General features: G+C 34.6%; 28 protein-coding genes. 13 read left to right on the top strand and 15 right to left on the bottom strand.

Annotated elements, in window-relative coordinates:
* The first annotated feature begins 29 nt into the window (after positions 1 to 29).
* The 4 genes from ACPF9A_RS04000 to ACPF9A_RS03985 all read left to right on the top strand — a co-directional run bounded on the left by ACPF9A_RS04000 (position 30) and on the right by ACPF9A_RS03985 (position 2916).
* Positions 30 to 620: a PASTA domain-containing protein gene (locus ACPF9A_RS04000; RefSeq protein WP_424001869.1), complete on the top strand. Its 591-nt coding sequence runs from the start codon at positions 30 to 32 to the stop codon at positions 618 to 620.
* Entirely contained in the window at positions 621 to 1652 is a 1032-nt protein-coding gene (locus ACPF9A_RS03995; RefSeq protein ID WP_424001867.1) for an RluA family pseudouridine synthase, read from the top strand. It begins immediately after the preceding gene.
* Positions 1653 to 1742: 90 nt separating this feature from the next.
* A complete protein-coding gene (gene yaaA, locus ACPF9A_RS03990; RefSeq protein ID WP_424001865.1) occupies positions 1743 to 2504 on the top strand; it encodes a peroxide stress protein YaaA in 762 nt (253 codons plus the stop codon).
* Positions 2505 to 2550: 46 nt separating this feature from the next.
* Positions 2551 to 2916 (top strand): hypothetical protein, encoded by a 366-nt coding sequence (locus tag ACPF9A_RS03985; RefSeq protein WP_424001863.1) that lies wholly within the window; start codon positions 2551 to 2553, stop codon positions 2914 to 2916.
* 2 nt (positions 2917 to 2918) lie between these two features.
* On the opposite strand, the gene ACPF9A_RS03980 is transcribed toward ACPF9A_RS03985, so the two are convergent.
* The gene (locus ACPF9A_RS03980) at positions 2919 to 3047 is read right to left on the bottom strand and encodes a 30S ribosomal protein THX (protein WP_424001861.1); all 129 of its coding nucleotides are present in this window, start codon (positions 3045 to 3047) and stop codon (positions 2919 to 2921) included.
* An 83-nt stretch (positions 3048 to 3130) separates the two neighbouring features.
* Here ACPF9A_RS03980 and ACPF9A_RS03975 point away from each other — a divergent pair, with 83 nt between their 5' ends.
* Positions 3131 to 3799, top strand: coding sequence for a uracil-DNA glycosylase family protein (locus ACPF9A_RS03975; protein ID WP_424001859.1), 669 nt, complete (start codon positions 3131 to 3133; stop codon positions 3797 to 3799).
* Between the two features lie 294 nt (positions 3800 to 4093).
* A complete protein-coding gene (locus ACPF9A_RS03970) occupies positions 4094 to 6640 on the top strand; it encodes a phosphoenolpyruvate carboxylase (protein WP_424001857.1) in 2547 nt (848 codons plus the stop codon).
* A gap of 72 nt (positions 6641 to 6712) precedes the next feature.
* On the opposite strand, the gene ACPF9A_RS03965 is transcribed toward ACPF9A_RS03970, so the two are convergent.
* The 14 genes from ACPF9A_RS03965 to ACPF9A_RS03900 all read right to left on the bottom strand — a co-directional run bounded on the left by ACPF9A_RS03965 (position 6713) and on the right by ACPF9A_RS03900 (position 20014).
* A complete protein-coding gene (locus ACPF9A_RS03965; protein WP_424001855.1) occupies positions 6713 to 8797 on the bottom strand; it encodes a hypothetical protein in 2085 nt (694 codons plus the stop codon).
* A 157-nt stretch (positions 8798 to 8954) separates the two neighbouring features.
* Positions 8955 to 9395: a hypothetical protein gene (locus ACPF9A_RS03960; protein WP_424001853.1), complete on the bottom strand. Its 441-nt coding sequence runs from the start codon at positions 9393 to 9395 to the stop codon at positions 8955 to 8957.
* Positions 9396 to 9498: 103 nt separating this feature from the next.
* Entirely contained in the window at positions 9499 to 10992 is a 1494-nt protein-coding gene (locus tag ACPF9A_RS03955; RefSeq protein ID WP_424001851.1) for a M20/M25/M40 family metallo-hydrolase, read from the bottom strand.
* Between the two features lie 273 nt (positions 10993 to 11265).
* A complete protein-coding gene (locus ACPF9A_RS03950) occupies positions 11266 to 11496 on the bottom strand; it encodes a hypothetical protein (RefSeq protein WP_424001849.1) in 231 nt (76 codons plus the stop codon).
* A 1-nt stretch (position 11497) separates the two neighbouring features.
* The gene (trpA, locus tag ACPF9A_RS03945) at positions 11498 to 12262 is read right to left on the bottom strand and encodes a tryptophan synthase subunit alpha (RefSeq protein ID WP_424001847.1); all 765 of its coding nucleotides are present in this window, start codon (positions 12260 to 12262) and stop codon (positions 11498 to 11500) included.
* A gap of 6 nt (positions 12263 to 12268) precedes the next feature.
* The gene (gene trpB, locus ACPF9A_RS03940) at positions 12269 to 13486 is read right to left on the bottom strand and encodes a tryptophan synthase subunit beta (protein ID WP_424001845.1); all 1218 of its coding nucleotides are present in this window, start codon (positions 13484 to 13486) and stop codon (positions 12269 to 12271) included.
* A 67-nt stretch (positions 13487 to 13553) separates the two neighbouring features.
* The gene (locus ACPF9A_RS03935) at positions 13554 to 14189 is read right to left on the bottom strand and encodes a phosphoribosylanthranilate isomerase (RefSeq protein WP_424001843.1); all 636 of its coding nucleotides are present in this window, start codon (positions 14187 to 14189) and stop codon (positions 13554 to 13556) included.
* Positions 14189 to 14974: an indole-3-glycerol phosphate synthase TrpC gene (gene trpC / locus ACPF9A_RS03930; RefSeq protein ID WP_424001841.1), complete on the bottom strand. Its 786-nt coding sequence runs from the start codon at positions 14972 to 14974 to the stop codon at positions 14189 to 14191. The genes ACPF9A_RS03935 and trpC overlap by 1 nt, the downstream gene beginning before the upstream one ends.
* Before the next feature lie 50 nt (positions 14975 to 15024).
* Positions 15025 to 16020: an anthranilate phosphoribosyltransferase gene (gene trpD, locus ACPF9A_RS03925; RefSeq protein ID WP_424001839.1), complete on the bottom strand. Its 996-nt coding sequence runs from the start codon at positions 16018 to 16020 to the stop codon at positions 15025 to 15027.
* A gap of 72 nt (positions 16021 to 16092) precedes the next feature.
* The gene (locus ACPF9A_RS03920) at positions 16093 to 16662 is read right to left on the bottom strand and encodes an anthranilate synthase component II (protein ID WP_424001837.1); all 570 of its coding nucleotides are present in this window, start codon (positions 16660 to 16662) and stop codon (positions 16093 to 16095) included.
* Between the two features lies 1 nt (position 16663).
* On the bottom strand, positions 16664 to 18061 hold the full coding sequence (locus ACPF9A_RS03915; RefSeq protein WP_424001835.1) for an anthranilate synthase component I family protein: 1398 nt from the start codon (positions 18059 to 18061) through the stop codon (positions 16664 to 16666).
* A gap of 253 nt (positions 18062 to 18314) precedes the next feature.
* Positions 18315 to 18896 (bottom strand): YceI family protein, encoded by a 582-nt coding sequence (locus ACPF9A_RS03910; RefSeq protein ID WP_424001834.1) that lies wholly within the window; start codon positions 18894 to 18896, stop codon positions 18315 to 18317.
* A 29-nt stretch (positions 18897 to 18925) separates the two neighbouring features.
* A complete protein-coding gene (locus ACPF9A_RS03905) occupies positions 18926 to 19558 on the bottom strand; it encodes an NAD(P)H-dependent oxidoreductase (RefSeq protein ID WP_424001832.1) in 633 nt (210 codons plus the stop codon).
* Positions 19559 to 19567: 9 nt separating this feature from the next.
* Entirely contained in the window at positions 19568 to 20014 is a 447-nt protein-coding gene (locus ACPF9A_RS03900; protein ID WP_424001830.1) for a MarR family winged helix-turn-helix transcriptional regulator, read from the bottom strand.
* Positions 20015 to 20153: 139 nt separating this feature from the next.
* Between ACPF9A_RS03900 and ACPF9A_RS03895 the strand changes: the two genes are divergently transcribed.
* The 7 genes from ACPF9A_RS03895 (at position 20154) to ACPF9A_RS03865 (ending at position 26891) form a co-directional block, all read left to right on the top strand.
* Positions 20154 to 20462, top strand: coding sequence for a rhodanese-like domain-containing protein (locus ACPF9A_RS03895; RefSeq protein WP_424001828.1), 309 nt, complete (start codon positions 20154 to 20156; stop codon positions 20460 to 20462).
* 56 nt (positions 20463 to 20518) lie between these two features.
* Complete coding sequence (locus ACPF9A_RS03890; protein ID WP_424001826.1) at positions 20519 to 21796, top strand: DUF2851 family protein; 1278 nt, start codon at positions 20519 to 20521, stop codon at positions 21794 to 21796.
* 11 nt (positions 21797 to 21807) lie between these two features.
* Positions 21808 to 22035 carry a PspC domain-containing protein gene (locus tag ACPF9A_RS03885; protein WP_424001824.1) on the top strand — a complete coding sequence of 76 codons (228 nt, stop codon included), beginning with the start codon at positions 21808 to 21810 and terminating at the stop codon, positions 22033 to 22035.
* A 3-nt stretch (positions 22036 to 22038) separates the two neighbouring features.
* Positions 22039 to 23046: a potassium channel family protein gene (locus ACPF9A_RS03880; protein WP_424001822.1), complete on the top strand. Its 1008-nt coding sequence runs from the start codon at positions 22039 to 22041 to the stop codon at positions 23044 to 23046.
* 88 nt (positions 23047 to 23134) lie between these two features.
* Positions 23135 to 24823, top strand: coding sequence for an alanine/glycine:cation symporter family protein (locus ACPF9A_RS03875; protein WP_424001820.1), 1689 nt, complete (start codon positions 23135 to 23137; stop codon positions 24821 to 24823).
* Between the two features lie 9 nt (positions 24824 to 24832).
* Positions 24833 to 25711, top strand: coding sequence for a ComEA family DNA-binding protein (locus tag ACPF9A_RS03870; RefSeq protein WP_424001818.1), 879 nt, complete (start codon positions 24833 to 24835; stop codon positions 25709 to 25711).
* A gap of 10 nt (positions 25712 to 25721) precedes the next feature.
* Positions 25722 to 26891, top strand: coding sequence for an acyl-CoA dehydrogenase family protein (locus ACPF9A_RS03865; protein WP_424001816.1), 1170 nt, complete (start codon positions 25722 to 25724; stop codon positions 26889 to 26891).
* The last annotated feature ends 47 nt before the right edge of the window (positions 26892 to 26938 follow it).

The following is a 26938-nucleotide window of genomic DNA, read 5'->3' as shown; positions in this document are numbered from 1 at the left end:
TACTATATTTGTCGGGTCAAATAATAAGTATGAAGAATTTTTTCAATTTTTTAAAAAGTAAGACATTTTTAATTCAGCTAGGTCTTGCTGTATTGGTATTGATTATTGTGATTTTTGTCACATTAAGATACTTGAATAGTACTACCAACCATGGTGAGTTTGTAGAAGTGCCAGATTTTTCAAAAAAATCGGTGATGGATATGAGAAAGTCTATTGAAGAAGCCGGTTTAAGATATGAGGTGTTAGATTCTGCAAATTACAATCCAGATTACCCAAGATTTTCTATCATTGAGCAAAACCCGGTAGCAGGATCAAAAGTGAAAGAAAATAGAAAGATATATTTTACTGTTAATCCGTCAGGATATAAAAAAGTAACCGTTCCTCAAATTATTCAAGTAACCAAGCGTAATGCCTCTTCAATGTTGAAGGCGGTTGGCTTAGATGTACAACGAGTAACGTATGTAGATGAGTTAGGTAAAGATATGGTATACCAAATAAAATTTAAGGGCAAGTATATAAAGCCTGGCGATAAACTACCTAAAACTTCTAAAATAGAATTGATCTGTGGTAATGGTACTATTACAGATAGAGCAATAATTAAATCGGAATCAGAAGATTAGATGGAGGAGCATATTGAGCAGCCTGAGAATGAAGATGGAGAACTTTTTGAGCACCATAGAGTAGTAGCATCAAAAGGGCAAGAGCCATTACGAGTAGATAAATTTTTAATGAATTTCATTGAAAATGCTACAAGAAATAAAATACAACAAGCAGCCAAAGGCGGCCACGTTTGGGTTAACGACGATATTGTAAAGTCTAATTACAAGGTAAAGGCCGGTGATGTGGTAAAGGTGTTGTTTGAGCATCCGCCACATGAGTTTTTATTGGTTCCAGAAGATATTCCTTTAAACATTGTCTACGAAGATGATGTATTAATGGTGGTCAATAAACCTGCAGGCATGGTGGTACACCCAGGTCATGGTAATTACTCGGGAACGTTAATAAATGCCTTAATTTTTCATACCGATAATTTACCTACTAACAGTAACGAAAGACCAGGCTTGGTACATCGAATAGATAAAGATACATCTGGTCTATTGGTTGTTGCAAAGACTGAAGCGGCTATGACCCATTTGGCAAAACAATTCTTCGACAAAACTTCTGAGCGAGAATATATTGCTCTTGTTTGGGGTAATATAGAAGAAGACGAAGGTACGGTAATTGGTAATGTGGGTAGACATCCTAAGAACCGTTTACAGATGCATGTCTTTCCCGAAGGGGAAGATGGCAAAGAAGCCGTTACACATTTTAAAGTGTTAGAAAGGTTGGGTTATGTAACACTGGTATCTTGTAAGTTAGAAACGGGTAGAACACATCAAATTCGCGTGCATATGAAATACATAGGCCATACGTTATTTAATGATGAGCGTTACGGTGGCGAAAAAATATTAAAGGGAACTACATTTACGAAATACAAGCAATTTGTAGATAATACCTTTAAATTATTACCAAGACAAGCCTTACATGCAAAGACTTTGGGGTTCGTACATCCGGTGACCGGTAAGCATATGAGTTTCGATTCAGAAGTGCCAGAAGACATGACAAATGCTATTGAAAAATGGCGTAGTTATGGTAAGAACAGTATAGAATAAGATTCTTTGATACTGCTATATAAACTCTTTTTTATCTTTTGTTGGTCTATCTATATATCCTGTATATTTTTGGGCTATTAAAATTTTACTATGAAAATTGTTATTTCTCCGGCTAAGTCATTGAATTATGAAAGTGAGCTGCCTACGACAAAATTTACTTCGCCAGAATTTATAAAAGATGCTGAAAAGCTAAATAAGATTTTAAGAAAAAAGAAGCCTAATGTACTTTCAGAACTAATGTCTATATCTGATAATTTGGCACAATTGAATTGGCAGCGTAATCAAGATTTTACGATACCGTTTACGCCAAATAATGCCAGACCTGCAGTTTATGCATTTAGTGGCGATGTGTATACGGGCTTAGATGCTTATACTTTATCCGAAGAAAAAATAGATAAACTACAGCAAAGTCTTAGAATTTTGTCAGGGCAATATGGAGTGCTAAGACCCTTAGATCTTATGCAGCCATATCGCTTAGAAATGGGCACGTCATTACAAATAGGTAGAAATAAAAACCTATATCAATATTGGGGCAGTAGACTTACAGATCATTTAAATAATGAAATGGTAGATGGCGAGTTGATTGTTAATTTGGCAAGCAACGAATATTATAGCGTATTACAACCTAAAAATATTAAGGCAGAAATTATCACGCCTATTTTTAAAGATTGGAAAAACGATAAACTGAAGATTATTAGCTTTTTTGCAAAGAAGGCAAGAGGTGCCATGGTTAGGTATATTTTAGATTCAGATGCCAAAACACTTACAGATATTAAAGGGTTTAATTTAGACGATTATGAATTTAGTCAAGAACACACCCTAAAACAAAATGAGCCCGTATTTATTAGATAAAATATAATCTACACTTTTTCGTTCTTTAGATATATAAAATACGTCTATGAAAAGGGTTTTTTTACTTTCTGTTATTTGTGTTGTTTTACTATTCTCTTGTACCGATAGAGATGACAATGTTAGCTTGGTTAATATTCGTATTCAAAATAGCACCGAACTATTTTTTACAGAAGTACGTATTGCTGAAAAAGATACCGTTTACGAGAATATTGAAGCTGGTAAGTTCTCTGAATATATGGAGTTTGAAACCGCGTACCGAACTGCATCTATTTCTATTTTAACAGATTCTACCAGTATAAATTATTTTCCGACCGAGGTATCTACAGATTCCCTGCCGATTGGCTTTTATACTTATGAGATTACTTTAGATGCCGATAACCAAGTAGGGTTGACTTTTAAAATCGACGAATAAGATTATTTCTTTCTATTGATTTTGATTTTGTCCTCTACAGTAGGTCTTTTTTTAATTTTACGAGGTCTTCTGGCTCCGTAAGAATTATTAGATATTTTTCCTTTTTTAGATTTCTTATCTCCTTTGCCCATAATTCGTTTATTTAGGTTTCTTTTAAAGTTAGTAATTTAGAAATCATTAGAGCGTATTATATGCTCAAGAGAATAAAACACTAATGCAATACGTATTTAAGCATACTCACCCATACGAACCTTTTATTGACCATACTACCGAAAAGCTAATTGTAGGTACATTACCACCGCCACGTTTTACGACAAAAGAGTTGAAAGAAGGTGATGTTGACTTCTGTTATGGTAGTAGAGATGGCCAATTATGGCCAATTTTAGATAGTATTTTCAATTTAAACCTAAAGTTTGAAACTAGTGCTGATGCTATAGAACAACGAAAAGACTTCTTAAGAACAAGAAAGATTGGAGTATGCGATATTGTAGCATCGGCCGAACGCGAAAAAATAGACGCTTCTGATATTGGTATGCAGAATATTGTTTTGCGAAATGTTTTAAGCTATTTAGAGAAGTACACCAAAGTGCACACGATTCTATTTACTGGGGGAAACAGTAAAAACGGACCCGAATATTTTTTTAGAAAGCATTTAAAAGAGCATGCGGTCTCTTTTACAAAAATTTCTGATGAAGTACCTAGAATTCACGAATTTACACATCCTATTACTAAAAAGGTAATAAGAACGGTTTCCTTAATTGCGCCATCTGGGGCTGCAAATAGGGCGGTGGGTAGTCTTAAAAGTTATAAGGTGATGAAGCTGAAAAATCCTAGTTTTAATACAGTCGATTTTAGAGCGCTTCAATATAAAGAGTATTTCTAACAGAAAATAAATTTTCAAAACTGTATAAACTAAAAAGAGTCTTGTTTTAAAACAAGACTCTTTTACGAGAACACTATATGAAAATGAAAAATTTTATTACTTATTTACATTGTAAAGATAGATAGCATATCACGTATTTTGGAATATTTGTTGTCAATACGCACTATTTTGTGGTATACTTCTATGAATATGATATTTCACAAAAATCATTCTTCAAATTCTCTTGGAATAGCGATATTTATATTCGAATTTTAGCAAGATTGCCATAACGGTATGGCCCTAAGTTTTTAATATATGCAACAACAAGAAAGGTTGGCAGAGTTTAAGAAATCTGTCCAAAATAAATTTAACGTCTATAACAGTCTATTTCTAAACCTACCCTATAAGAATATAGAGAATGTAGGTATGTTGATTCCGTTATTGCTGAATCAATCTGAGAAGGGGTTGAGCGAGGGTCTAAATCCGAAAGAAATTCTAGAAAACTTTTTTGAGAATTTCGTAGAAATAGAATCTGAAAAAGAACAATTAGATTTCATGTTCCGCATCATACAGTATGTAGAACGCCAAGTGGTACTTTATGATAGTGTCGAAGATGCGGCATTTCCGAAACTGCATAAACATTCAAGTTCATTATCATTGAAAGATTATTTTCAATTCGTTGAAAAGAATAATTCATGGGATACTATTTGGGATAAGTTAAGCACCTTCAGTGCTCGAATTGTATTAACCGCTCACCCTACACAATTTTATACCCCTGCGGTACTAGATATTATTACCAATTTAAGGACCTTGATTCTTGAAGATAAAATAGATGAGATTGATGTGGGACTACAACAGTTAGGTCTTACCTCATTAATAAATGCGACCAAGCCTACACCCTTAGACGAGGCGAAGAATATTATCTATACTTTACGTCATGTGTATTACGATGCCATTGGCGATATGTATGCCTATATAAAGGGTAGCGTAGGATCTAAGAGTTTTGAAAATCATGATATAGTAAAACTAGGTTTCTGGCCTGGTGGTGATCGTGATGGTAACCCGTTCGTAACGGCAGATATTACAAAAGATGTAATGAACGAGCTTCGTTTAACTTTAATGAAGTGCTACTATAATGATTTAAAAGGGCTAGTACATAAACTTACATTTAAAGATGTACAAGCTCCCTTGCAAAAGTTGAGGTCCAATCTTTATACGGCTATGTTCGATAGTTCGAAAGATATAGGTTACGATGATTTAATATTACCGTTACAACAAATTAGATTAATACTGATTGAAAAGTATCAAAGTCTTTATTTAAGAGATTTAGAGAAATTTATCGATAAAGTAAAAATCTTTAAAGTTCATTTCGCAACCATAGATATACGTCAAGATCATAGTATGCATACTAAGGTAATGACCGACGTTTTGAAGAAAAACGGACTAATTAAAGAAGATTTAAGCGAATTATCTGAAGAAAAATTGATTGATATTCTATTACATGAGAATTTACAATTGGTGGCAGATGATTATGAAGAGGATATTGTAAAAGATACCATCAAGAATATACTTCAATTACAGACCATACAAGATAAGAATGGCGAAGAAGGTTGCAATAGATATATTATAAGTAACTCAGAAGATGTATTCTCTATACTTTTCGTTTACGCACTTTTTAGATGGTGTGGTTGGGCAAATAAGGAGATTACTTTTGATATAGTTCCGTTATTCGAAACTATGAAAGGTATGGATAACGCGCAGGCTACCATGCAGTTCTTATTCAATTTACCAGAATATAAAGCGCACGTTACAAATAGAAACAATAAGCAGTCTATTATGCTTGGTTTCTCTGATGGAACCAAAGATGGTGGTTACTTAAAAGCGAACTGGTCTATATTAAAAACTAAGGAAGAACTTTCAGAGGTTTGCGATGAACATGATATAGCAGCTATATTCTTTGATGGTAGGGGAGGTCCACCAGCAAGAGGTGGTGGTAAAACACATCGTTTTTATGCGGCGCAGACCAATAAGGTTGCAAATAATGAAATTCAACTTACCATTCAAGGGCAAACCATAACCAGTACTTACGGTACAAAAGAACAGTTCATTTATAATAGTGAGCAGTTATTAACGGCTGGTTTGTCAAATACCATACTTGAAAAAGAAATTGTAATCTCAGATGCAGATAGAGCCCTTATAGAAGAAATGTCTGAAATGAGTTTTAAAAAGTATGACGATTTAAAACATCATGATAAGTTTATGCCATATTTAGAAAATATGAGTACACTTAAGTACTATACAAAAGCGAATATTGGTAGTAGACCAGGTAAAAGAGGAAACAAAGCAAAGCTAGAGTTATCAGATTTACGTGCCATATCTTTTGTGGGTTCTTGGAGTCAGTTAAAACAAAACGTACCCGGTTATTATGGTATCGGTACTGCTCTTAAAAACTTAGAGGATGATGGCAGATTTGATGAAGCCAAAAGAATTTATGAAGAAGTCCCGTTTTTTCAAGCTTTAATGATGAATAGTATGATGAGTCTTACCAAATGCTATTTTGAATTGACTAGCTATATGAAAGAGAATGAAGAATACGGTGCCTTTTGGGAAATATTACATGCCGAATATCAGCTTTCTAAAAGTATGCTATTAAAATTATCAGGCATGGATATTTTAATGCAAAAAGAGGCTATATCTAGGGAGTCTATTAAAATTAGGGAGAATATTGTTTTACCGTTATTGGTCATACAGCAATACGCACTTCAAAGAATAGGTGAGGGTACAGAGTATAAAGAACTATACGAGAAAATAGTAACCCGTTCTCTTTATGGCAATATTAATGCAAGTAGAAACTCGGCATAACATCTTTTAGTAAAATTTAAAAAGGCTCTGTAAGTAAATTTACAGAGCCTTTTTTATTGAATATATTTTGGTTTAATGAACCTTGCGAACCACTTTTATATTGTTTGAAATATCAAAGCAACCATTGAATTCATCAAATGTCCAGCCAGGTTCCATACCTGTTAATCCATCTTCGTATCTAATGTAATAGATAAAGCATGTTCCTTCTCCGGCAGCGTTAAAATCCAAAGCTTTTACATCCGCTAAAGTTGGTGGCAATCCAAGTATTTTACCAGATTCATCGGTAATAATCCAAGAACTATTTGCTCCAGAAGCATTTGCATTACTTAGAGAAATACCAGTTACAAAATCAGCAGTTTCATCTACGATAAATTCAAACGGACCTCCCGTAATTGTACCTGCTTCAGATTTTGTTCTTACCACCGTTAATGGATTCGATAGTGCAAAATTTCCTGTAACATTATTTGTATTCATATCTACCGCAAGTCCTGTAATTTCACCTTCGTAACGTGCGTACCATATTAGACAAGTTCCTGCACCTGCTCCATCAAAATTCACACCTTCAACAGCTTCAAGAGTAGGAGGTAGGCCTAGAATTTTTCCTTGATCATCGGTAATGACCCAAGTGTCTTGAGTACCTGATGCGTTGGAATTATCTAATGTAATACCATAAACATTGTCTACTTCACCATCAACACAGAAGCTAAACGGACCACCTTCTAAAGTACCTGCATTTACACCTTGTACTCTTTGAATTTCAATAGGGTTAGACAGATCAAAGCATCCGGTTAAGTCTGCAGCGTTATTGCCCATGGCTGCACCTTCTAAACCATCTTCATATCTTAAATACCAGATCAAACAAGTACCAACACCGGCAGCATCAAAGTTTACGCCTTTAACGGCATCTATTGTTGGTGGAAGACCAAGAATATTCAATTCTTCATCGGTAATAACCCAAGTACTATTTGTTCCAGAGGCTTCAGAGGCATCTAGCATAATATCGGTTACATAGTCAGCTTCACCATCAACATAGAATTTATATGGACCGCCAGTTAAAACACCTGCTTCTGTTTTGCTTCTAACCACTTCAATTGAATTAGATAAATTAAAATTACCCTGTAGGTCATTTGCATTCATATCAACAGCTAGTCCGTTTAATTCACCTTCATAGCGTAAATACCATATTAAGCAAGTACCAGCACCTGCTCCATCAAAATTCACCCCTTCTACTGCTTCTAATGTAGGTGGAAGACCTAAAATTTTCCCTTGTTCATCTGTAATAACCCAGCTGCTATTACTTCCTTTAGCTTCGGTATTGTCTAGTGTTATATCATAAACATTATCTACTTCACCATCAACGCAAAAATTAAAAGGTCCGCCAGAAATTGTTCCAGCATTTGCAGCATCTAATCGAGTAACTTTAATAGCGTTAGATAAGCTAAAGCAGCCTTCAAGTTTGCCTGCGTTCATACCCGCTTCAGCACCGATTAAATCATCTTCATATCGTAAATACCAGATAAGGCAAACACCCGCACCGGCCATATCAAAATCAACTTCTTTGACAGCATCTAATGTAGGTGGTAATCCAAGAATGTTCAATTGATCATCGGTAATGACAAAAGTACTGTTGCTACCTATTGCATTTTCTCCATCTAAAGAAATATCGGTAACGAAATCAGCTTTTCCATCTACGGTAAATTCATAAGGGCCACCCGCAAGAACACCTGCCATGGTTTCATTTCTTTGTACCTTAATAGCGTTCGACAAATCAAAAGAGCCTTCAAAACCATTAGTGTTCAAACCCATTTCGAGTCCAGTTAGCCCTTCTTCATATCTTAGGTACCAAATAAAACAAGTACCTGCACCCGCAGCGTCAAAATCAAGACCTTGTACTGCCTCTAAAGTTGGTGGTAGACCAAGAATAGTATTCTGGTCATCAGTAATTACCCATGTGCTGCTAGTACCTGTAGCGCTTTCACTGTTAAGGGTTATGCCACTTACCATATCAGGTACACCGTCTACACAAAAAGTAAAGGGTCCGCCGGCAATGTCACCCGATGCTGGTATGATTACGTTGGATACGGCATTGTCGTCATCTGAGCAACTTGCTATAATCAGCAAAAGCATTAAAATTGATAAAAAGTTGAAATTTTTCATATGTTCTGTTTTTTTGGTTACAGACAAATGAATAAAATTCATATAACAAGGTAATCACAAGAATATCAACTTATTGTGATAACTCTTGTGATACTTTCGTGATATTTATGGAGTGTTGACTAATTTGACCATTAGTAAGATGGTCGCTTTTGTGTATTTAAAAAATGGCAAGTAGTGTTTTATACCCTTGCCAATTACAAGTGCCATCGCTAATTGTAAAATTTTCGTAGGCATTGCTAAGACTATAGGTGTCTACGGTCGTGCAACCTCCTAATGGTATTTCTCTCAGTTGAAGTTCAAAATGAATAAGTTCATTAACATCCGATGGAGAAAGAATTTTTCTTTTATTATTCAAGCTTGCAGTTAAAATACCTTCTTTATTTAAAACGGTAATAATTTGGCGTTTGCCATGAAAACAACCAATAGAAGTAATTTGTATGGTATAATATTCGCCATGTTGCAATGATTCAACCATTGTGGGCAATCGCTCTGCTGAGTATTTATTATCAGCAGTTACTATAGAATTGTCTACTTTAAAACTTGTAGTTAAGATTAAAATGGAAAGTAAAAATAACCAAGGATGCTTTTTTAATATCATAACAGTCTTAATTCAATTATTATGCCGATAATTTTGCTAGATGAAGGCAGAAGAATCGGCATTTATTTAAAAGACTGTAAATAATTTCTAATGTGGCAGAATATTACATTTTAGTACTCAAAAGAGCATAAAATGTTTCGATACCATAGGCAATCTGTCCGATTTTTAAATTCTCGTTAGGGCTGTGTTGATTATTATCTGGGTTGACCATAGGTACAATAAATGCCGGAATTTTCAATTCATTGATAAACGGAGAAATAGGAACCGTACCACCCATTATTCTTATTTGAACAGGCTTTTCTCCGAATTTAGTTTCCATAGTTTTTACAATGCTGTTCCCAAACGGATTATTCAAATCTGTACGAAAGGCATCTGTAACGGTACCTTCTTTAATGGTAACTATCTTGTAATATTTCAAACGGTCTTCCATAGTTGGTTCGGTACTCATAATATGAAAGCCTTGATTTTTGATATGCTCTTTTACTAGTTTTTTAAGTCTGGTGCCATCAGATTCTGGTACTAGCCGTAAGTCTAATTCTGCAGTTGCAGTAGCCGGTAAAATAGTTCTAGCCTGATCACCTATCCATCCAGAACCTAATCCGCGAATATTTAACGAAGGGTATTGTAATGCTTCTTGGTAAAAACTTCCTACTTTTTCAGGAGTAGAAATTGCTAAATTTTTATTGATCTCTTCGATATTATCTGGTACACTTTTTAATATGTCTAAAGTTGCTTCATCTAAGGTAATTCCGTCATAATATCCTTTGATTAAAACTCTGCCATCAGCATCTTTCATAGTTGCTAATAGTTGCGCTAATTGAAAACCAGGGTTAGGGGCGTAATTTCCGTAATGGCCGCTATGCTGAGGTTTTATTGGTCCGTGAGTGGTGATAGATAATGTAGTGATACCTCTACAACCATAAACAACGGTCGGTTTGCCAGAAACATGCACCGGACCATCATTAATGACTAAGAAGTCAGCTTTAAGTAAATCTTTATAGGTGCGTACAGCTTGCGGTAAGGGAGCACTACTTTTCTCTTCCTCACTATCTAAAATTACCTTTACATTATAAGGTATTTCAATACCGTCTTTTTTAAGTGCATCAATAGCATTTAAGAACATAACAATAGGTCCTTTATCGTCAGAAGTAGATCTGCCAAAAAGTCGCCAATCATAATTAATATCATCATCTAAATCTGAAAACGATTCTTTTTTCCAACCATCATCAGTTTTAGATTTCAGTACCACTGTGTAAGGATCTGGCTGATCCCATTTGGTAGCGTCAACAGATTGACCATCTAAATGCATGTAAAATAAGATGGTAGGTTTATTATCATCCATCGGCAAAGCTGCAAAGAAAAGAGGTAAACCTTCTGTTTCTAAAATGGTACTATTGAAGCCGCGTTCGGTAAATTTTTTTCTTAGCCAATAGAGGTTAGTATCTATATCATCTGCGTTTAAGGCATCGTTTGGTATGGCAACAAATTCTCTTAATTCGGCAATAGCATTGGCAACTTTAGATTTTATAAGAACAGAGTCTTGCGAGTAGCCTGAGTAAAGTGATAAAAATAGTAGAAACGTAAATAATTTTTTCATGTTCGTTCTCGTGAATATATTCTTTAAATGTAAGCAAAACGAAGGGATTTGGAACGCTAATTAGATAGTGGCATTTGTTAAGTTTTTCTATATGATGAATGAAGCAAATTAAAAGTTATTCTTAGTTGTTGTATGTCATTAGTGTTATTAAGGCAAGGCTAGCTTATTAAGTCCATTTTAAGTAGTAGGTTCTAAATAAAAAAGGTTGCCCGTTTTGGTCAACCTTTTTCAGTAATTTAAAATGTAGATATCAATAAAATTTATATTAATGATTTATTTACCAGCTTTTAAGTTGACCACTTTTATAATAATAACACGGATTAAAAGTATAAATGGAAAGCCATGTAATACAACATCAAACCAATCCATAAAAGCCATGCCTTTAGCGCCACCAAAAATCCATTTTAATTTGCCTACAATATGTGGCTCAGGAAAAAAGGGTGCTAAACCTAAGGTAAGGCATAGTAGAATAATTAGTTTCCAATTGTTTATGAACTCTTTCAAATTATCGTATTAGTTTGGTGAACTCAGCAGTTTTATCAGTTCCATTAGCAGTCAAATGCTTAATAAAAGCAGAACCTATAATAGCACCTTTGGCGGTTTTAGTTGCCTGCTTGAAAGTTTCTTCGTCTTTAATACCGAAACCTACTATTTGTGGGTTTTTTAAATTCATTGCCGCAATACGCTCAAAATAACTTTCTTGTTCTTGACCAAAGCCCGATTTTGAACCAGTAACACTAGCTGAACTTACCATATAGATGAATCCGTTAGAAGCATCGTCAATTTGGCGAATACGAGTATCGCTCGTTTGCGGCGTAATTAGAAAAACATTTATGAGTCCGTATTTTTTAAAAGTTGCCTCATAATCCTCTTTGTACACATCTAAAGGTAAATCAGGCATAATCAATCCGTCAATACCAATTTCTTGACATTTTTTACAGAAGGCTTCCACACCATATTGTAACATCGGGTTAAAATATCCCATAATAATTAAAGGGATAGAAACCGTTTTGCGAATATCTTTTAATTGGTTAAAAAGTATTTCTGTCGTCATTCCATTTCTCAAGGCAGCGGTTGAGCTCTCTTGAATAGTTGGTCCGTCGGCAAGAGGATCGCTAAATGGTAATCCTATTTCGATCATATCTACACCGTTCTCTTCCAAATCTTGAATGATTTGAACGGTATCGTTCAATGCAGGGTAACCAGCCGAAAAATATATAGAAAGAAGCTTTTTGTCTTCTTGTAACTTTGTTGTAATTCTATTGCTCATAATAGGTTATGCTAGCTTAAAATAATCAATATATGTGTTCAAATCTTTATCTCCACGACCAGAAAGACTGATAACAACCACGTCATCTTTTTTGAATTTTTTATGTTCAAAAATTGCAAATGCGTGTCCCGTTTCAATAGCAGGTATAATACCCTCTAGTTGCGATAATTCTAATCCTGCGGCCATAGCTTCATCATCGGTAGCCGAGTAAAATTCAGCACGACCAGATTTAAATAAATGTGAATGCATAGGCCCCACACCAGGGTAATCTAATCCAGCAGAAATGGAGTAGGGTTCGGTAATTTGACCATCTAGAGTTTGCATCAACATAGTTTTGCAACCATGAATTATACCTACTTTACCAAGAGCAGATGTAGCTGCACTTTCGCCAGAATTTATTCCTTTACCAGCAGCCTCAACGGCAATGATACCAACTTCAGGTTCATCTAAGAAATGATAGTAAGTGCCAGCAGCATTACTGCCACCACCTATGCAAGCTACTACATAATCAGGATTTTCTCGCCCTTCTTGTTCTTTCAATTGCCATTTTATCTCTTCAGAAATTACAGACTGAAAACGCGTAACCATATCTGGGTAGGGATGCGGACCAATTGCAGAACCAATAATGTAATGGGTGTCTACAGGGTTATTAATCCAATCTCTAATAGCCTCGTTTGTGGCATCTTTTAAAGTTCTACTACCAGATTTTGCTGGTCGTACTTCAGCGCCAAGCATTTTCATGCGGGCAACATTAGGGGCTTGACGAGCAATATCGATTTCACCCATGTAAACGATACATTCTAAGCCCATTAAAGCACATACAGTAGCAGTGGCAACACCATGTTGACCGGCACCTGTTTCGGCAATAATTCTAGTTTTACCCAATTTTTGAGCCATAAGAATTTGACCGATAGTATTATTGATTTTGTGGGCACCTGTATGGTTAAGATCTTCTCTTTTTAAATATATTTTACAACCGTGCTTTTCAGAAAGACGTTTTGCAAAATATAGCGGAGAAGGTCTACCAACGTAGTCTTTTAAAAGCTGATTGAATTCTTTTTGAAAAGAATCTTCATACATCAGTTTTAAATAATTTTGTCGCAGCTCTTCTACATTTGGGTACAACATTTCAGGTATAAAGGCACCACCAAATTCACCGTAGTATCCTTTTTCGTCAGCATTAAAGCCGCCTATGTGGGAATTGATTCTATCTTCTTTTTGCATCTCTTTTAAATCTTAATAATCTGCGTATGAATTCTTTTTTTAGGTAAAATAAAATATGATAAACGTATTACTGTATATTAATTACTTTTTTAAACTCGCTCAATTCTTCAATTTTTTTCAATCCTGGCACTATTTCAAAACTACTGTTAACATCAATGGCAAAGCAGTATTTAGACTCAGGTGTTTTCATAAACTCGTTAATCTTATCCAGATTATTTAGACCAATACCTCCACTTAAAAAATAAGGTTTGGTAGATGGGTAATTTTTTAGAACAGACCAGTCGAATGTATATCCATTACCACCAGGTAATTTTCCTTTAGTATCAAAAAGGAAATAGTCGCACACATTTTCATATGGTTTCAATACATCAAAGTTAAATTCCTCTTTGATTGAGAAGACTTTTATGACGTCGACTTTATGATTTAATTTTTTTAATTCGGAAGAAATTTTAGAACAGTACTCTGGGGTTTCATGACCGTGTAATTGCAGCCCTTGTAATTGATTTTTTATTGTTGTTTCGATAATATAGTCTAGTTCAGCATCAACAAAAACTCCTACTTTACTTATAGTATGCGGAAGTTCAGGGATCTCACCTTCAAAAAACCGAGAAGAAGGTTCCCAGAAAATAAAGCCTAAATAGTCTGGTCGCAATTGTGCAACTTCAGCCGTATTCAGTTTCATTCCGCAAATTTTCAGTTTCATTAGTTTTTCAAGTTTTTGATGAATTGAATCGCACTTTTACCAGGGTTATCTGTCTTCATAAAATTCTCCCCGATTAAGAAACCTTGGTAGCCAAATGGCTTTAATTCTTTGATGGCGTCGATAGAGCTTATTCCGCTTTCAGATACCTTTACAAAATCGTCGGGTATCAGCTTAGAAAGTACTTTACTAGTCTCTAAAGTAACCTCAAAAGTCTTTAAGTTTCTATTGTTTACACCTAGCATATCTAAACTTGGCATAATAGATTTATGAAGTTCTTCTTCGTTATGTACCTCTAATAATACATCTAAGCCTAAGCTTTTAGCCAATTCAGAATATGTTTTAATTTCTTGCCTAGTAAGTATGGCAGCGATGAGTAAAATAACATCGGCACCATTTGCCTTGGCTTCAATAATTTGATATTCACTGATAATAAATTCTTTACGTAGCAACGGAATTTTAACCGATGCACGTGCTAAAATTAAATCTTCAATAGAGCCACCAAAATATTTAATATCTGTAAGTACGCTCATACCGCAAACTCCGGCATTCTCATAACCTTTAGCAACCTGCCCAACATTTGCATTTTGATTAATACTTTCTTTGGACGGAGATCGACGTTTAAATTCCGCAATAATGCCTGTGTCACTATTTTTTAGTGCTTGAGCCAAAGAGTTTGTTTTACTTTCAAAAAGCACAGAAGCTTCATATTGAGACACGGAAATAATCGATTTTTTCAACTCAACTTCTTTTCGTTTATCGGCTACTATTTTATCTAAAATGTTCATAAAATATATCTTCTTTTATAACCTCATTAATTCGAGGACAAAGCTTTGTTCTAATTTTTACTCAATTCTTGTATTTTCTTCAGTGCTGCCAACCCTTTTCCACTTAGTAAAGATTCTTTAGCTCTTTCAAAACCTTGAAGTGGTGTCAAATCTTCTACCGTTGCAATAGCAATACCAGCATTAGCACAAACAACGTTATTCTGTGCCTCGGTACCTCTACCTTGTAAAACATTTAAAAATATCTGGGCAGAGGTATCAATAGAATCTCCACCAACAATATCACTTTGCTTAATTTGCTTCACTCCAAAATCAGATGGTTTTAGCATGCTTTCTGTATGGTTAGAAATGGTTTTAGTATTTCCGGTTAAAGAAATTTCATCATAACCATCTAAAGCATGTAGAACGGTAAAATTCTTGTCAGTTTTCTGATATAAGTATCCGTACATACGAGCAAGCTCTAGATTGAAAACACCTACTATTTGGTTCTTTGGAAACGCAGGGTTTACCATGGGGCCGAGCATGTTGAAAAACGTTTTCACCCCTAAATCTTTACGGATAGGAGCCACATTTTTCATGGCAGGGTGAAATAGGGGAGCGTGTAAAACACAGATACCAGCTTCAGCAATACATTTTTCAAGAAAGCCAGCGTCGTTGCTGAATTTTATCCCTAGAAATTCCATCACATTACTACTACCGCATGTAGAAGAAACTCCGTAATTACCATGTTTGGTAACTTTTACTCCCGCACCAGCGGTAACGAAAGATGCTAAAGTGGAAATATTAAATGTGTCTTTGCCATCACCACCAGTACCGCAAAGATCAATAGGGTTATAAGCAGATAAATCTACCGCCAAACATAAATCTAATAATGCATCTCTAAATCCTTCTAACTCTTCAATAGTTATGCTACGCATCATGTATACGGTTAAAAATGCCGCGATCTGACTGGTATTGTAATCACCTTTCGCAATATTTACCAAAATGCGTTTCGCATCTTCTTTGGAAAGTATTTCGTGATTTATAAGTTTATTTAGTGTCTCTTTCATTTTTTTAAAAGTATTACGCAGTTCGTATTTAGTGCAAAGAAGTTATTATCACTTAGTACTTGATACTTATTACTATGCCTTAGCATTCAACCAATTCTTTAGCATCTTTTTTCCTTGTGGAGTAAGCACTGATTCTGGGTGAAATTGTACCGCGCGAACATCATAAGTTTTATGACGTAGCGACATTATTTGTCCGTTTTCATCTACAGAAGTAGCTTCTAAAACTTCTGGCAAATCAGGATTCACCACCCAAGAATGGTATCTACCTACTTCAATTTCTTTAGGCAGCCCTTCAAAAATCACATCCTCCTTTATGATTTTTATTTTAGTGGCAATACCGTGGTACACTTCATCTAAATTAATTAGCGTACCACCAAAAACTTCAGCAATAGCTTGTTGCCCTAAACAAACACCGAATATACTTTTGGTAGGTGCGTATTTTTCGATGATTTGTTTTAATAGTCCCGCTTCATCAGGAATACCAGGACCTGGAGAAAGCACAATTTTATCAAAAGCATCAACCTCTTCTAGGGTAAGTTGGTCATTACGTTTTACAATAACCTCGCAACCTAACTCCTCTAAATAATGTACTAGGTTATAAGTGAAACTATCGTAATTGTCTATAACTAATATTTTCTTCATCTTAAATGTCTTCAGCTATTTCTAATGCCTTGGTCAAAGCGCCTAGTTTATTATATGTTTCTTGTAGTTCGTTTTCTGGGTTTGATGCAGCTACCAATCCGGCGCCAGCCTGATAATGCAGTTTATGATTTTTACTTAAAAAAGTTCTGATCATAATGGCATGGTTGAAGTTTCCTGAGAAATCCATGAAACCGATAGCACCACCATAATACCCACGACTTGTTTTTTCATATTTCTCAATAAGTTGCATGGCCATATGTTTCGGCGCACCACTCAATGTACCGGCAGGAAAAGTATCAGCTACCACTTTCATGGTAGGTATATCGCTTTTCTTCATTCCAGTAACTTTAGAAACGAGGTGAATAACATGAGAGAAAAACTGTACTTCTCTATAGTTTTCGACCTGTACCACACTACCATTTCTACTAAGGTCGTTACGTGCAAGATCTACTAGCATTACGTGCTCACTATTTTCTTTATCGTCGGTTTTTAATTCTTTAGCAAGTTGCGCATCTTGTTCATCATTACCGGTTCTTTTAAAAGTACCTGCGATAGGGTGAATTTCAGCTTTACCATCACTAACGATCAATTGAGCTTCAGGCGAACTACCGAATATTTTAAAATCTCCGTAATCAAAATAGAATAAATATGGCGAAGGATTAATTGAGCGTAAAGCTCTATAAACATTAAATTCATCACCTTTAAAACCTTGAGAAAAACGACGGCTTAACACCAATTGAAAAACATCGCCACGTTGACAATGCTTTTTAGCTAAATCGACTTGTTTTCTATATTCTTCATCTTCTAGATTAGATTCTCTGTCACCTTCTATTTTAAAGTTATACGTGGCAAAATTTCTAATACTTAACAGTTGTTCTAGTTCAGGAATATTATTCTCTGTGTTATAGCAATGCGCAAAAAGATAAGCTTCGTTCTTATAATGGTTTATAGCAATAATGTTTTGATATACCGCATAGTAAATATCTGGAATATGAACTGAGTCATCTTTAACCGATATAGCTACATCTTCGAAATAACGAACGGCATCATAAGCCATATAGCCGAACAGGCCATTATTTATAAATTTAAAGTCGTTAGTATCTGCCTTGAATGTTTTACTGAATGTATCAATAACACCAACAACATTAGTATCTGTAGTAATTTGAGTCTCTTCAACTGTACCATCGGGAAACTGCTTTGTAATAATCTCATTTTCTACTTTAATAGATGCAATAGGGTTGCAGCAGATGTATGAAAAGCTATTGTTATTGGCGTGATAATCACTACTCTCTAATAAGATGCTATTAGGGAACCGGTCTCTTATTTTCAAATAAACACTTACCGGCGTCATGGTATCGGCAAGAATTTTTTTATGATATGTCTTAAATTGATAGGTCATAGGTACATTTATAAAATAAAGAAGGCTTGTCGTGATGACAAGCCTTTATATAGTTTTACTACAATGATGCTTTGCTCACGATGTTTTTCGTAAGTTGTTCCACCACCAAGTATTTGCTATTAAATTTTTCATTGAGCATCAAATATAAAAAGGAAATTTAAACTATCAAACTTTACCTAGTCAAAAATAAAAATCCCTTTGAAATTTATCAAAGGGATTTTAAATTGTTGTAATTCGATTCTTTTAGAAAAACTTATAGTGCTAAGTCTACTACTAAATCAAAATCGTCATAGATAGCTTTGTCTCCCAAATCATCAAAAAAGCTTCCTGAACCATATTTAATGTCAAATTTAGTTCTATCAACTTTCATAGTAGCGGTAGCCTTATTTTCAAACATAGAAACCACTAAGGTTACGGGCTTTGTAATACCTTTAATAGTTAAGTCTCCTGTAACTGTATATGAGTTATCATTCATAGCTGTTACAGAAGTGAAAACCAACTTAGAAGTTGGGTTGCTTTCAACACCAAAGAAGTCAGCAGACTGTAAATGACCTTCTAATTTTTCTTTTCCTTGACCTGCTTCTAAGTCAGTACAAGTAATTGAAGTCATATCGATTACAAATTCACCACCGGTCAATTTTTTACCGTTCATTTCTAGGTGCCCAGATTTAAGATTAATGCTACCATCATGAGATCCTGTAACCTTGTAACCTTTCCAAGTGACGGTACTCTCGCTAACTTTAATTTCTTTTTTCTCTCCATCAATTGGTGTAGAGGCTGTAGCGTTAAATCCAAATACAGCTACGAATGCTAAACTTAATAATGATTTTTTCATGTTTCTAATTTTAAATGATTGTGTTTAATTTATATATGTGTAATAATTTGTTCTTTAGAATATCTAACCTTAGGGTAATTTTGTGTGTCATCTTCAGCAGATCTATAGCCAACGGCTAAAACTACCGCAGCATTTAAACCTTTGTCGGTAAGACCTAAAATTTCATTGTACTGGGCTTTATCAAAACCTTCCATAGGGCAGGTATCAATTTCCATTTCAGCGGCTATGGTCATTAAATTACCTAATACGATGTAAGCTTGGTTAGATGTCCAAGTGTTTTTGTTAGCGTCAGGCAAACCTAAAAGACTAGACTTCATAGTTTGCGAAAAACCTTCAAGATTTTCTTTAGATATTCCTCTAATTTTCATAATGTTGGCAATGTAATCATCGATCAAGGTATCATCAAAAGTAGGCTTATTGGCTAAAACTACAACGTATGATGAATCTGTAATTTGAGATTGGTCATATGAAGCAGCTCTTAATTTTAATTTTGTATCGGCATCTTCAATAACATAAAATTCATAGGGCTGTAAACCATATGAAGAAGCTGTTAAGTTAGCAGCATCTAATAATGTCTCTAAATTCTCTTTGCTCACTTTTTTAGAGCTGTCGAATTTTTTTGTGGCATAACGCCAGTTTAATTTATCTAAAACTTTATCCATTACTTTTAATTAAAATTTATTTAATAATTCATTCAATTCATGCAATTCGGTTTCGGCAAAGTTTTTAAGTATTCTTTTCTCTGCTTCAAAAAGTATTCCATCAATTTTGTTCAGAGCATTCAAGCCCCCTTCGGTGATAACTATTTCAACCTTTCTTCTGTTTTTTAAACATATAGTTCTATTGACAAAATCTTTTAAAATTAACTTATCGACCAAACGCGTCGTGTTACTCATTTTGGTAACCATGCGCTCATTAATAGTAGAAAGATTAGCAGGTTTGCCGTTTTGTCCCCTTAAAATTCTTAAAACATTAAATTGTTGAATAGAAACATCAAAAGGTTTAAGTACCGTTGCTATTTCTTCTTCAATTTTATTTGCAACCAATGCCATATGAATAAGTGTCCGTTTTTCTAACGGCATTGCCTGGTTTGTTTTAATAATTTCTTCTACATTCATGTTGATACAATAATTGTATATACAAATGTAATTTTTATTTCGATATTCTGTTTAACAAGTTGATTAAATTTTTGTTAAAAAAATATGAGAGAATCAGATAAAGAAAAATCGATTATTTTTACGGTATATAATTTAAACTATGGCAGATTTATCACAACAAGATTGGGAAGCGCAATTAGAGAAAGATCCTAATGCAGTAATTCTCGATGTAAGAACAGAAGAAGAAATAGAAGAAGGTATAATTCCGAATTCTATAAATATAGATATTTACAAAGGACAAGAGTTCGTTGCCGAGCTAGAAAAATTGGACAAAACAAAAAATTATTATGTGTACTGTAGGTCTGGCAATAGAAGCGGACAAGCTTGCGCAATAATGAATAGTTTAGGTTTTGACAAAGCTTTTAACCTTCAAGGTGGGTTTATGAACTGGGAAGGAGAAACCGAATAATTTTATTTCTTTCAGAAAATAGACCCGCTTAACGGTGGGTTTTTTATTTTTATAAAATGAAGGAAGATTTGCTTCATTTTATATGGAAGTATAAAAAGTATCCCATTAACGGACTCATTTCTACAATGGGTGAGTCGGTACGTGTTTTGGCTACAGGCGCCCATAATCATTTAAGTGGTCCAGATTTCTTTAATGCACAAGTAGAGCTTAGTGGTCAATTATGGGCGGGTAATGTAGAGATTCATATAAAATCTTCAGATTGGTATGCTCATAATCACCAAGAAGATTCTAATTATGACAATGTAATATTACATGTTGTTTGGGAAGATGATGTATCTGTCTTTAGAAAAGATGGTAGTGAAATTGCAACGCTGTCACTTAAAAATTACATACCCATGAGCATGCTAGAATCCTATCAACAATTATTTGATAGTAAAAATTACAAGTTCATAAATTGTGAAAGAGAATTTATAGGTGTAGATCCATTTACTAAAAACAATTGGTTAGATCGCTTGTTTATTGAGCGTTTAGAGCAGAAATCTATTTTTGTAAGCCAGTTGCTAGAACAGACTAATAATAATTGGGAACAGGTTTTGTTTTTAATGTTATTAAAGACTTTTGGTTCTAAAATCAATGGTGAGGTCTTCGTTGAAATTGGAAAATCAATTGATTTTTCTATCATTAGAAAATTACACAAAAAGCCATTAGAAATGTCAAGTTTGCTATTTGGGCAAGCAAATTTGTTAAACGGTATACATGAAGAAGATCTGTATTCTAAAAACCTTATAAGAGAGTATACATTTTTAAAACACAAGTTTGCTTTGGTTTCCGTATTTAAATCTCCAGAATTTTTCAGACTTAGACCGCCAAATTTTCCAACGATACGTTTAGCGCAATTAAGTGCTATATATGCCGAAAATAATAATTTGTTTCATGCGTTGATTGAAAATGAAACACCCAACTTGGCTGAAATATTAAATGTAGAAACGGCAGATTATTGGGATACGCATTTTAATTTTGGGAAGATTTCAAAAAAGAGCAAAAAGAGATTGACCGATCCGTTTTTGAACTTACTATTGATTAATACAATCATTCCTTTGAAATTTTCATATCAACGTTATAAGGGCAATGTTGATTATGAAACATTATTTAAAATGATGTCTGTAGTAAAAAAAGAAGAAAACAGTATAATTGGTAACTTTGAGAAACTAGGGGCACCTATAGATAATGCCAAAGATTCTCAAACCTATTTACAGTTATATAATAATTACTGTAAAAAAGACAAATGTTTAGATTGTGCTGTAGGGGCATCTTTAATGAATTTAAAAGTCTAATTTTATCACCCATGAACATATTCTATACAACACTACATTATTTTCAGAAAAGAGGATTTGAGGTGTGTGGCAGAATTGCCGAGCGTTTGGGCATAAGGGCAAGGGTGGTTAGAACCTCTTTCATTTATCTCACATTTGTAACAGTTGGTTTTGGGTTTGCGCTGTATTTATTCTTGGCTTTTTGGCTAAGAATAAAAGATTTAATTTACACGAAACGAAATTCTGTTTTTGATTTATAAATTATGATGCAATTATTTCGGTCTAAAATTTATTTGGCATTAACCTTAATGCTAATGGTTTTGGCTTTTGGTGTATTAGGATATAGATTTGTTGCAGACTACTCTTGGGTCGATGCCTTGTATATGACCATAATAACGGTAACCACTGTAGGCTTCTCAGAAGTAAGGCCAATGGGACCAGAAGGCAAGATATTTACCATAATTCTTATTGTTACAAGTGTATTTATTGTTGGTTTCGCTATATCGATAGTTACCGAATACCTACTCTCCAGAAATTCAGTAGAACTGCTAAAAAAGAAGAAAATGAAGAATGCCATCGCAAATTTAAATCAGCATGTAATCGTTTGCGGCTTTGGTCGAAATGGTATGCAAGCGGCAGAGCGGCTAAAAGCTTATAAGCGACCTTTTGTCGTTATTGAGAAAGATAAAGAGGTGATAGAAAGATATGAAGAAGATATTCTTTTTATTGAAGGCGATGCCAATGATGACGATGTTTTATTAGAAGCTGGTATTGAGCGGGCACAATATTTAATAGCGACATTGCCAGATGATGCTGCCAACTTATTTGTAGTGCTTTCGGCGCGACAATTAAAAAAGGGTCTTTTTATTATCAGTCGTGCATCTTTGGTCAATTCACAAAAGAAACTATTCTTAGCAGGTGCCGATAAGGTAATTATGCCAGATAAAATTGGAGGCGATCATATGGCTTCATTGGTAGTTATGCCAGATCTTATAACTTTTATGGACAAGCTTTCTATGGAGGGTGAACATACGACTAATTTAGAAGAAGTGGCCATTGAAGATTTTGCTAATCAGATTGATTGTAATTCGTTGAGAGATTTAGATTTACGTAGAAAAACAGGATGTACAATAATAGGGTACATTTCTCCAGATGGTGATTATATAATAAATCCGGAAGCAGACATGAAACTTCAGCCTAAAAGTAAGGTCATTGTTTTAGGTAGACCAGAGCAAATAAAGAAATTGAATGAAATGTTCAATATAGAATAATTATCTTTCTGTCGTTTATATTTGATTGCATCCATTATTTTTATGATATTGCTAGACTAACTGACTAATTCAAAATAAATTTTAACTTATGAAGTCTAAACTTCTAACTCTGTTTACTTTTTTATTTCCTATTTTAATTTTTTCTCAAGAACAAGGATTGGATCAACAAATTGATCAAGCCTTCAAGCCAATTTCAGATTTCTTCTCGGCGGTCATTTTCTTCAACGTTTGGCACGATCCAGATATTCCTTTCGTATTGGTTTTATTGGTGGGTAGTGCGCTGTTTTTTACATTATATTTTGGCTTTCCGAATATTCGATTTTTCGGTAAGGCAATAAATACAGTACGTGGAAAATACGAGGATATTGAAAAGCATGGTGCAAAAGAATTATATGGAGAGGATGGTATTGCTCAAGGTCAAGATTTAACCAATGTAGATATTGAAGACCATCTCGTTAGCTTAGAAAATGATCTTGCTGTTGATGGAGATATAATTGACACGATTAGAGATGAGAGTTCAGATGGTGAGGTAAGTCATTTTCAAGCCCTGGCAACTGCAGTTTCTGGTACAGTTGGTAATGGTAACATAGCGGGTGTTGCATTGGCAATAGCGCTAGGTGGCCCTGGTGCAACGTTTTGGATGATTATTTGTGGACTTTTAGGTATGTCAACAAAATTTGTTGAATGTACACTAGGGGTGCAGTATAGAGATGTAGGCGAAGATGGTACTGTTTATGGTGGGCCTATGTATTACATAAGTAAAGGATTAAAAGAACGAGGTTTCAAGAATTTAGGTAAAGTTGCTGCTGTAATTTTTGCAATTTTCTGTATCGGAGGTTCTTTTGGTGGAGGTAACGCTGCACAGTCTAATCAAGCTACCATTGTTATAAAAGAGCTTTTTAATTGGCAGAGTACCGCGGCAGGTGCAATAGTTGGTCTTGTTTTGGCAATTCTAGTCGGTGTAATAATAATTGGCGGTATTAAACGTATTGCTCAAGTGACAGAAAAAGTGGTCCCATTTATGGCTGTTATGTATGTTGTTGCTTGCTTGTACATTATAATAAGTAATTATGCATTAGTAGATGATGCCATAGCTTTAATCATAGATGAGGCATTTAAGCCAACTGCAATAGGTGTAGGTAGTCTTATAGGTGTGTTATTGGTAGGATTTAAAAGAGCTGCATTTTCAAATGAAGCAGGTGCAGGTTCTGCATCCATCGCGCACTCAGCTGTTAGAACTAAATATTCCGCTTCAGAAGGTTTAGTGGCATTGTTAGAACCATTTATAGATACGGTAGTTATTTGTTCAATGACTGCAATCGTAATTATCATCTTTAACTTTGGTGGTGCTTTTACTTATGGTGGCGATGGTACCGGTTCAGTTTTAATTGACGGTGTTGCTTATGAAGGTGCAGGTATTACTGCTGTAGCATTTGCTGAATATATTCCTTATTCAAATGTATTTTTAACTATCGCAGTGGTATTATTTGCTGTGTCAACAATGATATCATGGTCTTATTACGGATTACAATCTTGGAAATATTTATTCGGACGTGGTAGAACGGCTGATATTGTTTATAAATTACTGTTCTGTACATTCATCGTTATCGGTGCTGCGGCAAGTATGAAATCTATTTGGGATTTCTCTGATGCAATGATATTCGCAATGGTATTCCCGAATATGGTAGGTCTATTCTTTTTATTCCCTGTAGTGAAAAAGCAATTGAACAGATACTTAGATGCCATTAAGCTAAAGTATGATGCTATAGAAGATTAAGTTTTTAGCATGAATTTATTTAAATCCCACTTCAAGTTCAACAAACAAGAACGAAGTGGGATTTTCTTTTTGTTATTTTTCTTGATTATTATTCAATTGGGGTATTATTTATATCAGTCCAATTCTGTTCATCAATCATATCCTTTGGTTTTAGAAAAAGCTATACAGTCTAAAATTGATTCATTAAAAACAATAGCTTCTAAGAAAGATTCGGTAAAGGTATATCCCTTCAATCCGAATTACATTACCGATTTTAAAGGGTATACACTGGGTATGTCGGTTGAAGAAATTGATCGGTTACATGAATTTAGAAAAAAAGATGCGTTTGTAAATTCAGCAGAAGAATTTCAAAATGTGACAAAAGTCTCCGATTCTTTGTTGAGCAGTATTTCTAAGTACTTCAAATTTCCAGAATGGACTCAAAATACGAACCGTAAGAGTCCTAAATTTAAAAATACGTACACAAGTAAACCTCTCGATAAAAAAGTCGTTTATAAAGATTTAAATACAGCTACTGCAGAAGAGTTACAGCGAATTAATGGTATAGGGGTAAAATTGTCGGCAAGAATTATAAAATTTAGAGACCGCTTAGGCGGATTTTTAATTGCAGATCAGTTATTTGATGTTTATGGTCTAGAAGAAGAAGTTGTAAATAAGGCATTGAAGGAATTTAAGGTGATAAGCAAGCCAAATATTACTAAAATAAATGTAAATACGGCAACAGTTGAAGAACTGGCTAAATTGATATATCTTCAAAAACATGTAGCTCAGGGCATAGTAAATTATCGTAATCTCAACGGAAGTATTAAATCTTTGAACGAATTATTAAAAATAGAAGAATTTCCGTCCGAACGAATTGATAGAATTACTTTATATTTGTCGTTATAAAAAAAACGCTATGCAAAGTATGTACTTCACCGAAGAACATCAACTATTTAGGGCCAGCCTAAAAGATTTTTTACAGAAAGAAGTTGTTCCTCATATCGATAAATGGGAAGAAACTGGAACCATAGAAAGGTTCATCTGGAAGAAATTTGGTGATATGGGCTATTTCGGTCTGGCAACTCCTGAAGAAGATGGTGGTCTTGGTCTTGATCTTTTTTATACAATTATCTTTTTAGAAGAATTACAAAAAATAAATTCTAGCGGATTTGCTGCTGCAATGTGGGCTCACGCATATTTGGCGATGACTCACTTAAATAAAGAAGCAGATTCTTTTTTAAAGGAAAAATATTTACGACCTAGTGTAGATGGCGACAAAATCGGGTGTCTTTGTATATCTGAACCTTTTGGGGGTAGTGATGTGGCTGCAATGAGAACAACTGCGATTAAGCAAGGTGATCATTATGTGTTGAACGGATCTAAAACTTTTATTACCAATGGAGTGTATGCCGATTATATGATTGTAGCGGCAAAAACAAATCCTGAATTAGGGCATAAGGGTATCAGTATTTTTGCTGTAGATCGCCATAGTGTAGGGGTAACGGCTAACAAATTAAATAAATTAGGTTGGCGAGCTTCAGATACTGCAGAATTAGCCTTCGATAATGTTAAAATACCTGTAGAGAATCTAATGGGTGTTGAAAATATGGGCTTTTCATATATAATGGAGCATTTTGCTTTAGAAAGATTAATAATGGGTGTTAACGCTCATGCACGTTCAGAACATGCTTTAGACTATGCTCTAAATTATATGTCAGAAAGAGAAGCGTTCGGTAAATCTATTAATCAATTTCAAGCATTACGACATAGGGTAGTAGATCTACATGCCGATATAGATATGTGTAAAGAATATAATTATTCTGTTGCCTATAGACTTGATAAAGGGCAATATGTAGTTAAAGAGGCGACCATATCTAAATTAAAATCTACCAAAGTGGCTGACGAGGTCGCTTACGAATGTTTGCAGTTCTTAGGTGGTTACGGTTATATTGAAGATTACCCTATGGCACGTAATTTCAGAGATAGTAGATTAGGACCTATTGGTGGTGGAACATCAGAAATATTAAGAGAGATTATTTCTAAAATCATTATTGATAAGAAAGAATATAAGCCAGCTACAGTATAGTTGTCTAAATTAAAATTTTAAAAATCAGTTTAAAGGTTGTCTGTTTC

The sequence above is a fragment of the Maribacter sp. IgM3_T14_3 genome, assembly GCF_049603095.1.
Lineage (GTDB): Bacteria > Bacteroidota > Bacteroidia > Flavobacteriales > Flavobacteriaceae > Maribacter.
Note: the sequence above shows the minus strand (reverse complement) of the source record. Positions and strands in the feature narration are given on the sequence as shown.